Below are 11,547 nucleotides of genomic sequence, written 5' to 3' on the forward strand. Positions count from 1 at the left end.
CACGGCAGTGGTGAAATGCCGCGGCCAGTGCGTGCCGGCCGTGGTCGTGCGCAGTCTGGCTGCTGCGATCCATGATACGCCGGTGATGGCGACCTGGGGCCGCACTGCGACCTTTAGTCGCGTTGGGTTCGTGGTATGAATCGTGTTATGGCGGGTGTCAATTGATCCAGGTCAGCTTGTGCTGCATTTGCCGGCCCTTTCGCAGGGCAAGCCCGCTTCTGTAGGAGCGGGCTTGCCCCGCGAAAGGGCCAGGCCTGCCTTACTCGGCAGGCTCCGGCTGATGCGACAGGCTATACACATAAGCCGCCAGCAAGTGCACCTTGTCGTTACCCTGCAGCTGCTCCTGCGCCGGCATCTGCCCCTGGCGGCCATAGCGAATGGTCTGCTGCAACTGGGCAAAGCTCGACCCATAGATGAACGCCTGCGGATGGGTCAGGTTCGGCGCGCCCATGGCCGGTGTGCCCTTGCCCTCAGGCCCGTGGCAGGCCACGCAGTTGGCGGCGAACAGCTTCTGGCCATTCTCGGCATCGGCCTTGCTGCCCTCTGGCACGCTGCGGCCATCGAGCTTGCTGGTCACGAACGCGGCCACGTCGGCCACGCCCTGTTCACCCAGCACCTCGCCCCAGGCCGGCATCACGCCGTGGCGGCCACCCATGATGGTGGTCTTGATGGTTTCCGGCTCGCCCCCCCAACGCCAGTCGTTGTCGGTGAGGTTGGGGAAACCATAGGCACCCTTGGCGTCGGAACCGTGGCACACCGAGCAGTTCGAGGCGAACAGCCGTGCCCCCATTTTCAGTGCCTGCGGGTCCTTGGCGACTTCTTCGATGGGCATTGCCGCGAACTTGGCGAAGATCGGCCCGAAGCGCGCATTGGCCTTGGCCATCTCCTTTTCCCACTCGTGCACGCCGGTCCAGCCTGGCTCGCCGTTGGAGAACTCGGTCTGCTTGTCGTTATCCAGGTACGAATAGCCCGGCAGGATGCCTTTCCAGTTGCCCAGGCCCGGGTACAGCACCAGGTAGCCCAGGGCGAAGACGATGGTGCCGACGAACAGCCAGAACCACCATTTGGGCAGTGGGTTGTCGTACTCCTCGATGCCGTCGAAGGCATGCCCGACGGTTTCGTCGGTGGCCTCTTCGCGCTGGCCCTTGCGGGTCGACAGCAGCAGCCAGGTCAACGAGAAGATGGTGCCCAGGGTCAGGACGGTAACGTACAGACTCCAGAAGGTTGTCATTGTTGTTTGCTCCCAGAAGCTTTTGCTTGCTCGACGTGCCTGCTGGCCCCGGGATCATCCGCGAAGGGCAGTTGGGTCGCTTCGTCGAAGTCCTTCTTGCGCCGCGGGCTGAACACCCACAGCGCCAGGCCCACGAAGGCCACCATCACCACGACGGTGCCCAGGCCGCGAATCATCCCGATATCCATCAGCGTCACCGTTTGCTTTTGATGATGGTGCCAAGGCCTTGCAGGTACGCGACCAGGGCGTCCATTTCGGTCTTGCCCTTGACCGCGTCACGGGCGCCGGCGATATCGGCGTCGGTGTACGGCGTGCCCAGGGTCCGCAGCACTTCCAGTTTCTTCGCGGTGTCCTTGCCATCGAGGGTGTTCTCGACCAGCCATGGGTAAGCCGGCATCTTCGACTCCGGCACCACGTTGCGCGGGTTGTACAGGTGCGCGCGGTGCCAGTCATCGGAGTAGCGCCCACCGACCCGGGCAAGGTCCGGGCCGGTGCGCTTGGAACCCCACAGGAACGGGTGGTCCCACACGCTTTCACCGGCCACCGAGTAGTGGCCGTAGCGCTCGGTTTCGGCGCGGAACGGGCGAATCATCTGCGAGTGGCAGCCCACGCAGCCTTCGCGGATATAGATGTCGCGGCCTTCGACTTCCAGCGCGGTGCGCGGCTTCATGCCTTCGACGGGTTTGTTGGTGACGTCCTGGAAAAACAGCGGGACGATCTGGGTCAGGCCACCGACGCTCACGGCGATGACCATGAAGAAGGCCAGCAGGCCTATGTTCTTCTCGACGGCTTCATGCTTCATCAGTGCGCTCCCACGACGACGATCTTGGCGGCTTCCTCAGCCTGTTCCGGGTTGGCGGCACGTACGGTACGCAATACGTTGTAGGCCATCAGCAACATGCCGGAGGCGAAGAACGTGCCGCCCAGGGCGCGAACGATATAGCCAGGGTGGCTGGCCTGCAGGGCTTCGACGAAGGAGTAGGTGAGCGTGCCGTCATCGTTGATGGCGCGCCACATCAGGCCTTGGGTGATGCCGTTGACCCACATCGAGGCGATGTACAGCACGGTGCCGATGGTCGCCAGCCAGAAGTGCGCGTTGATCAGGCCGATGCTGTGCATCTGCTCGCGGCCGTAGAGTTTCGGAATCATGTGGTAGACCGCGCCGATGGAGATCATCGCCACCCAGCCCAGGGCACCGGCATGCACGTGGCCGATGGTCCAGTCGGTGTAGTGCGACAGCGAGTTCACGGTCTTGATGGCCATCATCGGGCCTTCGAAGGTGGACATGCCGTAGAACGCCAGGGACACCACCAAAAAGCGCAGGATCGGGTCGGTGCGCAGTTTGTGCCAGGCACCGGAGAGGGTCATCATGCCGTTGATCATGCCGCCCCAGCTCGGTGCCAGGAGGATGATCGACATCACCATGCCCAACGACTGCGCCCAGTCCGGCAGGGCGGTGTAGTGCAGGTGATGCGGGCCGGCCCAGATGTACAGGGTAATCAGCGCCCAGAAGTGCACGATCGACAGGCGATAGGAGTAGATCGGCCGTTCGGCCTGCTTGGGCACGAAGTAGTACATCATCCCCAGGAAGCCGGTGGTCAGGAAGAAGCCCACGGCGTTGTGCCCGTACCACCACTGGATCATCGCGTCGGTGGCGCCGGCGTAGGCCGAGTACGACTTGAACAGGCTCACCGGCAGCGAGATGTGGTTGACGATGTGCAGCATCGCGGTGACCACGATGAACGCGCCGTAGAACCAGTTGCCGACATAGATGTGCTTGGTCTTGCGCTTGACGATGGTGCCGAAGAACACCAGCCCGTAGGTTACCCAGACGATGGCCAGGAGGATCGCCAGCGGCCATTCCAGCTCGGCGTATTCCTTGGTGGTGGTGTAGCCCATCGGCAAGGTGATCAGCGCACCGACGATCACGGCCTGCCAACCCCAGAAGGTGAAGGCGGCCATGCTGTCGGAGATCAGCCGGGTCTGGCAGGTGCGCTGCACCACGTAGTAGCTGGTGCCGAACAGCGCACAGCCACCGAAGGCGAAGATCACCAGGTTGGTGTGCAGGGGGCGCAGGCGGCCGAAGCTGGTCCAGGGCAGGTCCAGGTTCAGTTGCGGCCACACCAGCTGCGAGGCGATGAAGACGCCGAGGCCCATGCCAAGGATCCCCCAGACCACCGTCATGATGGCGAACTGGCGGACGACCTTGTAGTTATAAGCAGTCGGACTGATTGCTGTGCTCATGCTAAGGTTCCACGGTTTTGGTGTTCTTGTTGATTGAGTGCCGTCGATTGTACACAAATAAATATTTGTAATGTGTACCGTTTTTCGCCTTTTTCTGATCGATCGGTCAAGCTTTTTTTGGCCGGCGACAGGCTGCGCGCCGGGGCTGAATCGGTGCATGTGCAGCGATTGCCACTGTGGCATGAAGCTTAGTTCCGTTCGAGGGGGCTGCAAGGGAGGGGGTACTGCGGGGGAGGGGTGTAGGGAATGGCTTTGGAGGTGTGGTGGGTTTGAGATCGAGCGCCGCCTGTGCGGCGCTTCGCGAGCTTTGCTCGCTCCTACATCGCAAACATGCGTAGGAGCGAGCAGAGCTCGCGATGCGCCGCGCGGGCGGCGCTGGGTGTCACAGGCGCCGAATTTCTCCCGGCGAACTCACTGGGCGCTCACCGCTTCCGCGGCCCCACCCTGCGACAGGCTATACACATAAGCCGCCAGCAGATGCACCTTGTCATTGCCCTGGATCTCCGCCTGGGCCGGCATCTGACCCTGGCGCCCATAGCGAATGGTCTGCTGCAACTGGGCAAAGCTCGACCCATAGATGAACGCCTGCGGATGGGTCAGGTTCGGCGCGCCCATGGCCGGGGTGCCCTTGCCTTCAGGCCCGTGGCAAGCCACGCAGTTGCTGGCGAACAGTTCCTTGCCCTTCGCTGGGTCGGCCTTGGCGCCATCGGGCAGGCTGCGCCCATCGAGATTGGTCAGCACGAACGCGGCCACATCCGCCACGCCCTGTTCACCAATCACCTCGGCCCAACCCGGCATCACCCCATGGCGCCCGTTCATGATCGACGCCTTGATGGTTTCCGGCTCGCCGCCCCAGCGCCAGTCACTGTCGGTCAGGTTGGGAAAACCATAGGCGCCCTTGGCATCGGAGCCGTGGCACACCGCGCAGTTGGAGGCGAACAGGCGGCCCCCCATCTTCAGCGCTGCCGGGTCCTTGGCCACTTCCTCCACGGGCATGGCAGCGTACTTGGCGAAGATCGGGCCGAACTTGGCGTCGGCCTTTTGCATTTCCTTCTGCCACTCGTTGGCGCCGGTCCAGCCGTTCTCGTAACCGGGCAGGATGCCCTTCCAGTTGCCCAGGCCCGGGTACAGCACCAGGTAGCCAGCGCCGAACACCAAGGTGCCGACGAACAGCCAGAACCACCACTTGGGCAGCGGGTTGTCGTACTCCTCGATGCCATCGAAGCTGTGCCCCATGGTCTGGTCGGTGGTGCTGTTGCTCTGGCCCTTGCGGGTCGACAACAGCAGCCAGGCCAGGCCGATCAGGCTGCCGAGGGTCAGTACGCTGATGTAGGTACTCCAGAAGGTGGTCATTGCGCTTCGCTCCTCACAGCCGCAGTCATGGCAGCAGGTTCCTGCCCGGCAGGGGGCAGGCGGTCGTCGACGAAGGGCAGCAGGCGCGCTTCGGCGAAATCATGGTCGCGGCGGCGGTTGAACACCCACAGCGAGAGGCCGATGAAGGCGACCATCACCACCAGGGTGCCCAGGCCGCGGATCATGCCGATATCCAGTTCCATGGCGGTTACCTCTTGTTCTTGATGGCGGTGCCGAGCACCTGCAGGTAGGCCACCAGCGCGTCCATCTCGGTCTTGCCCTTGACCGCATCGCGGGCACCGGCGATGTCTTCGTCGGTGTAGGGCACGCCGAGGGTGCGCAGGGTGCGCATCTTGGTGTCGGTGTGGCTGTTGTCGACTTTCTCGGCGACCAGCCATGGGTAGGACGGCATCTTCGACTCCGGCACCACGTTGCGCGGGTTGTACAAGTGCGCGCGGTGCCAATCGTCGGAGTAGCGCCCACCGACCCGGGCCAGGTCTGGGCCGGTGCGCTTGGAGCCCCACAGGAACGGGTGGTCCCACACGCTTTCACCGGCCACCGAGTAGTGGCCGTAGCGCTCGGTTTCGGCGCGGAACGGGCGAATCATCTGCGAGTGGCAGCCCACGCAGCCCTCGCGAATGTAGATGTCGCGGCCTTCGAGCTGCAGCGCGGTGTAGGGTTTCATGCCTTCGACCGGCTTGTTGGTCACGTCCTGGAAGAACAGCGGGACGATCTGGGTCAGGCCGCCGATGCTCACGGCAAACACCATCAGCAGGGCCAGCAGGCCTACGTTTTTCTCGATGACTTCATGTTTCATCAGGCAAGTCTCCTCAAGCCAGCTGGGCGTTCGCAGGGGCGCTGTCGAGCGCCGGCGAACGGACGGTGCGCCAGGTGTTCCAGGCCATCAGGAACATGCCGCTGAGGAAGATCGCGCCGCCGATGAAGCGCACGATGAAGCCTGGGTGGCTGGCCACCAGGGTTTCCACGAACGAGTAGGTCAGCGTGCCGTCGCTGTTCACCGCGCGCCACATCAGGCCCTGGGCGATGCCGTTGACCCACATCGAGGCGATGTACAGCACGGTGCCGATGGTCGCCAGCCAGAAGTGCGCGTTGATCAGGCCCAGGCTGTGCATCTGCTGCTTGCCGAACACCTTGGGAATGGTGTGGTACAGCGCGCCGATGGAAATCATCGCCACCCAGCCCAGGGCCCCGGCGTGCACGTGGCCGATGGTCCAGTCGGTGTAGTGGGACAAGGCATTGACCGTCTTGATGGCCATCATCGGGCCTTCGAAGGTGGACATGCCGTAGAACGCCAGGGAAACCACCAGGAACCGCAGGATCGGGTCGCTGCGCAGTTTGTGCCAGGCACCGGAGAGGGTCATCATGCCGTTGATCATGCCGCCCCAGCTTGGCGCCAGCAGGATCAGCGACATCACCATGCCCAGCGATTGCGCCCAGTCGGGCAGGGCGGTGTAGTGCAGGTGGTGCGGGCCGGCCCAGATGTACAGGGTAATCAGCGCCCAGAAGTGCACGATCGACAGGCGATAGGAATACACCGGGCGTTCGGCCTGCTTGGGCACGTAGTAGTACATCATTCCCAGGAAGCCTGCGGTGAGGAAGAAGCCCACCGCGTTGTGGCCGTACCACCATTGCACCATGGCGTCGGTGGCCCCGGCGTACACCGAGTACGACTTGGTCAGGCTGACCGGCAGTTCCAGGTTGTTGACGATGTGCAGCAGCGCCACGGTGAGGATGAAGGCGCCGAAGAACCAGTTGCCCACGTAGATATGCTTGGTGGTGCGTTTCATCAGTGTGCCGAAGAACACGATGGCGTAGCCCACCCAGACGATGGTGATCAGAATGTCGATCGGCCATTCCAGCTCGGCGTATTCCTTGGAGCTGGTGTAGCCCAGCGGCAGCGTGATGGCCGCCAGCACGATCACCAGTTGCCAGCCCCAGAAGGTGAAGGCGGCCAGGCGCGGCGCGAAGAGGGTGGTCTGGCAGGTGCGTTGCACCGAATAATAGGACGTGGCGAACAGCGCACAGCCGCCGAAGGCGAAGATCACCGCATTGGTATGCAGGGGGCGCAGGCGGCCGAAGCTGGTCCAGGGGAGGTCGAAGTTGAGGGACGGCCAGGCAAGCTGGGCGGCGATGAAGACGCCGAGCCCCATCCCGACGATTCCCCACACCACCGTCATGATGGCGAATTGGCGGACCACCTTGTAGTTATAGGCGGTACTGCTGGTTGTGTTCATGTATGGGTTCCCATCCACGGTTATTGGCAGGCTATGAAGCGAGGCAAGCATGAAAGACGGGCAAATTGCCGGTATTGACGGGGATCAATGGGCGAAGATCGGAAATGTCCCAGGCTTGCGCTGCGATCCCCCGCAAACCGGGGGGCAGGGGGGCGCTGGCGACTGCCTGATCCTGGCCCATGGCGCCGGGGCGCCGATGGACAGCGATTTCATGAACGACATGGCGCAAAGGCTGGCCGCGCTTGGGGTTGGGGTGGTTCGCTTCGAGTTTCCCTACATGGCCGAACGGCGCGCGGGCGGTGGCAAGCGGCCACCCAATCCACAGAAAGTGCTGCTTGAATGCTGGCGCGAGGTGTACCGCCAGGTGCGACCTTTGGTCACGGGGCGGTTGGCGGTTGGCGGCAAGTCGATGGGCGGGCGCATGGCCAGTTTGCTGGCCGACGAACTGGGGGCCGATGCGCTGGTGTGCCTGGGGTATCCGTTCTATGCCGTGGGCAAGCCGGAAAAACCACGTGTCGAGCACCTGGCGGGTTTGCACACGCGCACGTTGATCGTGCAGGGCGAGCGCGATGCGTTGGGCAACCGGGAAGCGGTTGAAGGGTACGCCTTGTCACCCTCGATCGAGGTGAGCTGGCTGGTGGCGGGGGATCATGACTTGAAGCCGTTGAAGGCTTCGGGGTTCAGCCATGCGCAACATCTGCAGGTTGCAGCCGAAGCGGTGGCGGGTTTCTTGAAGGATTAGTGCTGGATGCTTCGCGGGGCAAGCCCGCTCCTACAGGGGGTTGCATGACCCTAGGGCATGGCATTGTAGGAGCGGGCTTGCCCCGCGAAAGGGCCGGTACAGGCCAGCGCTTAGTCGCGGTACTCGCACAGGTAAGCGGTATCGACCTTCACCTGCAGCTGGAACTTGCTGTCAGCCGGTACGTTGAACTTGTCACCGGCGTTGAAGGTTTCCCAGTTGTCGCTGCCTGGCAGCTTCACGGTCAGCGCGCCGGACACCACGTGCATGATCTCGCGCTTGGCAGTACCGAACTCGTATTCGCCCGGGGCCATCACGCCCACGGTGGCAGGGCCTTCTTCGCCGGCAAAGGCGATCGACTTGACGGTGCCGTTGAAGTACTCGTTGACCTGGAACATGGGCGACTCCTGAAAAGGGGGGATGAAAAAGGGCTGGCCAGTATGCCCAAGCCCACTGGCCCCGTCATCTGCTTTCAGGCGCCGTTGGCGGGCAGGCTCAATGGCAGCAACCGGGCGGTGTTGCGCGCGTCTTCCAAGGCCCGGTGCTGCTGCCCGCAAAACTGCATGCCGGCCAGCTGCAGGGCGCCGTTGAGCCCCGTTGGGCGCTGCAGGTGGCGAGCCTTGGCGAAGCGCTGCTTGAGGTTGATGTGCGGCAGCTGGCGCAACAGGCTGTCGACGGCGTGCTGCTGCCATTCCTGGAGCAGCTGCTGGCGGTCGTAGTCGCCCCAGCTGACCCACGCCTGCAACTGCCCACGGTGGTGCCCGAGCCAGCGTTCGAAACGCTCCCATACTTCAGGAAACGCCGCGGCGCTGTCGACGCTGGCCTGGCTGATGTGCGTAAGCTCCCGGCAGAACGGCGTCAGTTGCGGCCGCCGCCTGGGCCGCACGAAGCGCTGGAAGTGGTCCACCTCGCGGCCTTCCCGGGTCACCAGGCTGGCGCCGATTTCAATGATTTCCATCTCCGTGACCGGCCAGCCGCCGTCATCGGTGGTAGCTTCCAGGTCGATCACCAACCAGTGGCCCATACCAGGCTCCGTCGTCATACATGCCCAAGCAGCGTAGCCAATGTGCGGCCACACGGCATCCCCTGGCACTTTGCCCTCACTTTGGCTTAACCAGCGGTTGTGCCCTGGCGGGAAAACGCCTAGCTTAGGCGCATCCAGGTATGAACCGAGATGAGCGTCCGTCTTGACTCCCACGCCCGGCCTCAAGGCCCTGTCCACCCTGTTGATGCTGGCCATGGCATGGCTGGCGGTGCCAGCGTGGGCCGGCCAGCCCCTGGACGTGAAGATCGGCGCTGCGCATTTCCCACCGTATACCGTGCGCCCGGAGCAGGGCGCCGACACCGGCCTGTTGCCGCAACTGGTCGAGGCGCTGAACCGTTTGCAGGCCGATTACCGCTTCGTCCTGGTGCCCACCTCGATCCAGCGCCGCTTCGGTGATTTCCAGCAAGCGCGCACCGACATGGCGATCTTCGAAAACCCCGAGTGGGGCTGGCAGCAAATTCCCCACCAGACCGTCGACATGGGCCTGGAGGACGCCGAGGTGTTCGTGGCACGCAAGGCCGCCGACCGCGACCAGCATTACTTCGATGAGCTGGAGGGCAAGCGCCTGGCGCTGTTCAACGGCTACCACTACGCCTTCGCCCGCTTCAACCCCGACCCCAATTACCTGCGCAAGGCCTTCAACGCGACGCTGACCTATTCCCACGACAGCAACCTGCTGATGGTGCAGTACGGCCGCGCCGACATCGCCCTGGTGACGCGCTCGTACCTCAGCGATTTCCTGCGCCGCAACCGTGAAAGCGACAGGCAGCTGTTCGCATCCCAGCGCGTTGACCAGGTGTACCACCACTATGCCCTCCTACGACCGGGCTCGCCCATCAACGATCGGCAGTTCGCTGCCTTGCTGCGCGGCTTGCGCGAAAACGGCGAGCTGGCGCGCATCTTCCAGCCGTACCAGATCAGCGTTGCTGTGCCGGGCGACTAAATTCCGGGGCTTTGACGACGTTTCACCAGTCAGCCTTCCTTCCATTGTCATGTGAGCCCAACCATGCCGTTCGATGCCGCTTCACCGCCTCAGTCACTGCCCCGTTGGCGCAGCCTCAGCGCCGATGAGGGCGACAGCCAGCTAAGCCTCACCCTTGAAGGCCGGCCATTGATTCAGGTGCAACTGGAGCCGGGTGACACGCTGGCCGTGCATGTTCGGCAACTGTGCCCCGAGCGCCCACAGCAGGCCTTGTGGGCGGTGTGCTATTGGTTGCTGTCGCGCGAGCCTGCGCGCCAGCGCCTGGTCGTGCACCTGCCCGAGGTACTCGACGGGGCACTGGCCAGCGGCTTGCTGCTGGCCACGGAGCAGGCCGGTGTATACCTGTGCGAGCGGGCGTTGTTCTGGCAGTTGCCGGAGCCTTGGCTCGTCGCGCCCTCAAGCCCCTACCCACAGCAGATGCTGCTCAGCAACGGCAAGCGCCATCCACGCCGCGCACCCAAGGCCCAGGGCGAGGTGTACCGGCGTTTCGATGCGCGCCTGGGGAGCTGGGTGTCGCTGCGTACCCTGGACGTCGACCAGGACCTGGAGCGCTTCAACCGCTGGCAGAACAACCCGCGGGTGGAAAAATTCTGGCAGGAAGGGGGTTCGCTCGAGCAGCACCGCGAGTACCTGACCAAGCAGGCGGACGACCCGCATACCCTGACCCTCATCGGTTGTTTCGACGACCAGCCGTTCGCCTACTTCGAGGCGTACTGGGCCAAGGAAGACCGCATTGCGCCGTTCTACCCGGCCGATGACTACGACCGTGGCATCCACATGCTGGTGGGCGAGGAAAGCCACCGTGGCCCGCACAAAGTGGCCAGCTGGCTATCAGCGCTGGTGCACTACCTGTTCCTCGACGACCCGCGCACCCAACGGGTTGTGGCCGAGCCGCGCGCCGACAATGCCAAGATGATCGGCTACATGCACGACCAGTGTTTCCATTGCGACAAGGAATTCGATTTCCCGCACAAACGTGCGGCACTGATGATTCTGGGGCGGGAGCGGTTCTTCGACCGTTGCAAGCTGGTTTGAACGCACCGCGACCCACGCTCGCCCCTACCACGTATCGCGCCAATGGTAGGAGCGACCGCAGGTCGCGATAGGGGCGCGAAAAGCGCCCCTGGCAAATCTCAAGCCTGCCGATTAGCCGTCTTGCGGCAATGCACCAGGGCATCGCGGATCATGAAGTTCACCAGGGTTGGCGATACGCCAAGCTCCTTGGCAATGTCCTTCTGCGGCACGCCATGCAAGCGATACATTTCAAAGGCATAGCGGGTGCGCTGGGGCAGCTCGTTCAACGCCTCGGCAATGTTTTCCAGGGCCGCCAGGTTGATATGGGTGGCTTCGGGAGATGCGTTGGCAATTACCACGTTCATGCCTTCCTCTTCACTGCCCGAGTACTTCAGCTCCATGGCCTGCTTGCGGTAGTGATCGATGGCCAGGTTGCGCACGATCTGGAACAGGTAGCTGAGTTGAGCTTTGAAAGAAGAGGTGATCTGCGGGGCGGCGCTGAGCCGGAAGAAGGCGTCTTGCACCACATCCTCGGCGCGCGAGCGGCAGCCAGTGATGCGGGCCGCGATCTTCACCAGGATGCTGCGATTGTCGACGAACGCCTGGAGTAATGGTGAATCGCACTTACTTGTGGATAGTTGTTCCGCCATGGAAATCACCTTGTCTCGAAGGGGAAAGGGAGCG

14 protein-coding genes are annotated in these 11,547 nt (G+C 63.3%); 3 read left to right on the top strand and 11 right to left on the bottom strand.

Annotation, left to right across the window (positions count from 1 at the left end):
- Positions 1–259: 259 nt before the first annotated feature.
- The 8 genes from ccoP (F3J45_RS17930) to ccoN (F3J45_RS17965) form a co-directional block, all read right to left on the bottom strand.
- Positions 260–1,231 carry a cytochrome-c oxidase, cbb3-type subunit III gene (gene ccoP / locus F3J45_RS17930; protein ID WP_167065554.1) on the bottom strand — a complete coding sequence of 324 codons (972 nt, stop codon included), beginning with the start codon at positions 1,229–1,231 and terminating at the stop codon, positions 260–262.
- Positions 1,228–1,419 (bottom strand): cbb3-type cytochrome c oxidase subunit 3, encoded by a 192-nt coding sequence (locus tag F3J45_RS17935; protein ID WP_167065557.1) that lies wholly within the window; start codon positions 1,417–1,419, stop codon positions 1,228–1,230. The genes ccoP (F3J45_RS17930) and F3J45_RS17935 overlap by 4 nt, the downstream gene beginning before the upstream one ends.
- Positions 1,420–1,424: 5 nt before the next feature.
- A complete protein-coding gene (ccoO, locus tag F3J45_RS17940) occupies positions 1,425–2,033 on the bottom strand; it encodes a cytochrome-c oxidase, cbb3-type subunit II (RefSeq protein ID WP_012315407.1) in 609 nt (202 codons plus the stop codon).
- Positions 2,033–3,475 carry a cytochrome-c oxidase, cbb3-type subunit I gene (gene ccoN, locus F3J45_RS17945; RefSeq protein ID WP_167065560.1) on the bottom strand — a complete coding sequence of 481 codons (1,443 nt, stop codon included), beginning with the start codon at positions 3,473–3,475 and terminating at the stop codon, positions 2,033–2,035. Before ccoN (F3J45_RS17945) ends, ccoO (F3J45_RS17940) begins: the two co-directional genes overlap by 1 nt.
- Positions 3,476–3,886: 411 nt before the next feature.
- On the bottom strand, positions 3,887–4,828 hold the full coding sequence (ccoP, locus tag F3J45_RS17950) for a cytochrome-c oxidase, cbb3-type subunit III (RefSeq protein WP_167065563.1): 942 nt from the start codon (positions 4,826–4,828) through the stop codon (positions 3,887–3,889).
- Positions 4,825–5,025: a CcoQ/FixQ family Cbb3-type cytochrome c oxidase assembly chaperone gene (locus F3J45_RS17955; RefSeq protein ID WP_205299867.1), complete on the bottom strand. Its 201-nt coding sequence runs from the start codon at positions 5,023–5,025 to the stop codon at positions 4,825–4,827. The genes ccoP (F3J45_RS17950) and F3J45_RS17955 overlap by 4 nt, the downstream gene beginning before the upstream one ends.
- Before the next feature lie 11 nt (positions 5,026–5,036).
- The gene (ccoO, locus tag F3J45_RS17960; RefSeq protein ID WP_054884101.1) at positions 5,037–5,645 is read right to left on the bottom strand and encodes a cytochrome-c oxidase, cbb3-type subunit II; all 609 of its coding nucleotides are present in this window, start codon (positions 5,643–5,645) and stop codon (positions 5,037–5,039) included.
- Between the two features lie 13 nt (positions 5,646–5,658).
- On the bottom strand, positions 5,659–7,083 hold the full coding sequence (ccoN, locus tag F3J45_RS17965) for a cytochrome-c oxidase, cbb3-type subunit I (RefSeq protein ID WP_167065569.1): 1,425 nt from the start codon (positions 7,081–7,083) through the stop codon (positions 5,659–5,661).
- A 49-nt stretch (positions 7,084–7,132) separates the two neighbouring features.
- On the opposite strand from ccoN (F3J45_RS17965), the gene F3J45_RS17970 reads away from it, so the two are divergent.
- Entirely contained in the window at positions 7,133–7,825 is a 693-nt protein-coding gene (locus F3J45_RS17970; protein ID WP_167065572.1) for an alpha/beta family hydrolase, read from the top strand.
- A gap of 110 nt (positions 7,826–7,935) precedes the next feature.
- On the opposite strand, the gene F3J45_RS17975 is transcribed toward F3J45_RS17970, so the two are convergent.
- On the bottom strand, positions 7,936–8,220 hold the full coding sequence (locus F3J45_RS17975) for a pyrimidine/purine nucleoside phosphorylase (RefSeq protein ID WP_013973489.1): 285 nt from the start codon (positions 8,218–8,220) through the stop codon (positions 7,936–7,938).
- A gap of 74 nt (positions 8,221–8,294) precedes the next feature.
- Positions 8,295–8,846, bottom strand: a complete 552-nt coding sequence (locus F3J45_RS17980; RefSeq protein WP_167065575.1) for an exonuclease domain-containing protein — start codon at positions 8,844–8,846, stop codon at positions 8,295–8,297.
- A 163-nt stretch (positions 8,847–9,009) separates the two neighbouring features.
- Between F3J45_RS17980 and F3J45_RS17985 the strand changes: the two genes are divergently transcribed.
- Together F3J45_RS17985 and F3J45_RS17990 are read left to right on the top strand one after the other, a co-directional pair.
- Positions 9,010–9,810: an ABC transporter substrate-binding protein gene (locus F3J45_RS17985; protein ID WP_167065578.1), complete on the top strand. Its 801-nt coding sequence runs from the start codon at positions 9,010–9,012 to the stop codon at positions 9,808–9,810.
- A 63-nt stretch (positions 9,811–9,873) separates the two neighbouring features.
- Positions 9,874–10,884, top strand: a complete 1,011-nt coding sequence (locus tag F3J45_RS17990; protein ID WP_167065581.1) for a GNAT family N-acetyltransferase — start codon at positions 9,874–9,876, stop codon at positions 10,882–10,884.
- Positions 10,885–10,982: 98 nt separating this feature from the next.
- Here the strand turns inward: F3J45_RS17990 and F3J45_RS17995 are convergent, their stop codons facing one another.
- Entirely contained in the window at positions 10,983–11,513 is a 531-nt protein-coding gene (locus F3J45_RS17995) for an RNA polymerase factor sigma-70 (protein WP_167065584.1), read from the bottom strand.
- Positions 11,514–11,547: the final 34 nt, after the last annotated feature.

Source organism: Pantoea sp. Ap-967 (assembly GCF_011752565.1).
Classification (GTDB): domain Bacteria; phylum Pseudomonadota; class Gammaproteobacteria; order Pseudomonadales; family Pseudomonadaceae; genus Aquipseudomonas.

What these genes read in the sequence shown, in the direction of transcription:
- ccoP (WP_167065554.1), bottom strand. Translation starts at nt 1,231, where the DNA reads ATGACAACCTTCTGGAGTCTGTACGTTACCGTCCTGACCCTGGGCACC.
- F3J45_RS17935 (WP_167065557.1), bottom strand. Translation starts at nt 1,419, where the DNA reads ATGGATATCGGGATGATTCGCGGCCTGGGCACCGTCGTGGTGATGGTG.
- ccoO (WP_012315407.1), bottom strand. Translation starts at nt 2,033, where the DNA reads ATGAAGCATGAAGCCGTCGAGAAGAACATAGGCCTGCTGGCCTTCTTC.
- ccoN (WP_167065560.1), bottom strand. Translation starts at nt 3,475, where the DNA reads ATGAGCACAGCAATCAGTCCGACTGCTTATAACTACAAGGTCGTCCGC.
- ccoP (WP_167065563.1), bottom strand. Translation starts at nt 4,828, where the DNA reads ATGACCACCTTCTGGAGTACCTACATCAGCGTACTGACCCTCGGCAGC.
- ccoO (WP_054884101.1), bottom strand. Translation starts at nt 5,645, where the DNA reads ATGAAACATGAAGTCATCGAGAAAAACGTAGGCCTGCTGGCCCTGCTG.
- ccoN (WP_167065569.1), bottom strand. Translation starts at nt 7,083, where the DNA reads ATGAACACAACCAGCAGTACCGCCTATAACTACAAGGTGGTCCGCCAA.
- F3J45_RS17970 (WP_167065572.1), top strand. Translation starts at nt 7,133, where the DNA reads ATGAAAGACGGGCAAATTGCCGGTATTGACGGGGATCAATGGGCGAAG.
- F3J45_RS17975 (WP_013973489.1), bottom strand. Translation starts at nt 8,220, where the DNA reads ATGTTCCAGGTCAACGAGTACTTCAACGGCACCGTCAAGTCGATCGCC.
- F3J45_RS17980 (WP_167065575.1), bottom strand. Translation starts at nt 8,846, where the DNA reads ATGGGCCACTGGTTGGTGATCGACCTGGAAGCTACCACCGATGACGGC.
- F3J45_RS17990 (WP_167065581.1), top strand. Translation starts at nt 9,874, where the DNA reads ATGCCGTTCGATGCCGCTTCACCGCCTCAGTCACTGCCCCGTTGGCGC.
- F3J45_RS17995 (WP_167065584.1), bottom strand. Translation starts at nt 11,513, where the DNA reads ATGGCGGAACAACTATCCACAAGTAAGTGCGATTCACCATTACTCCAG.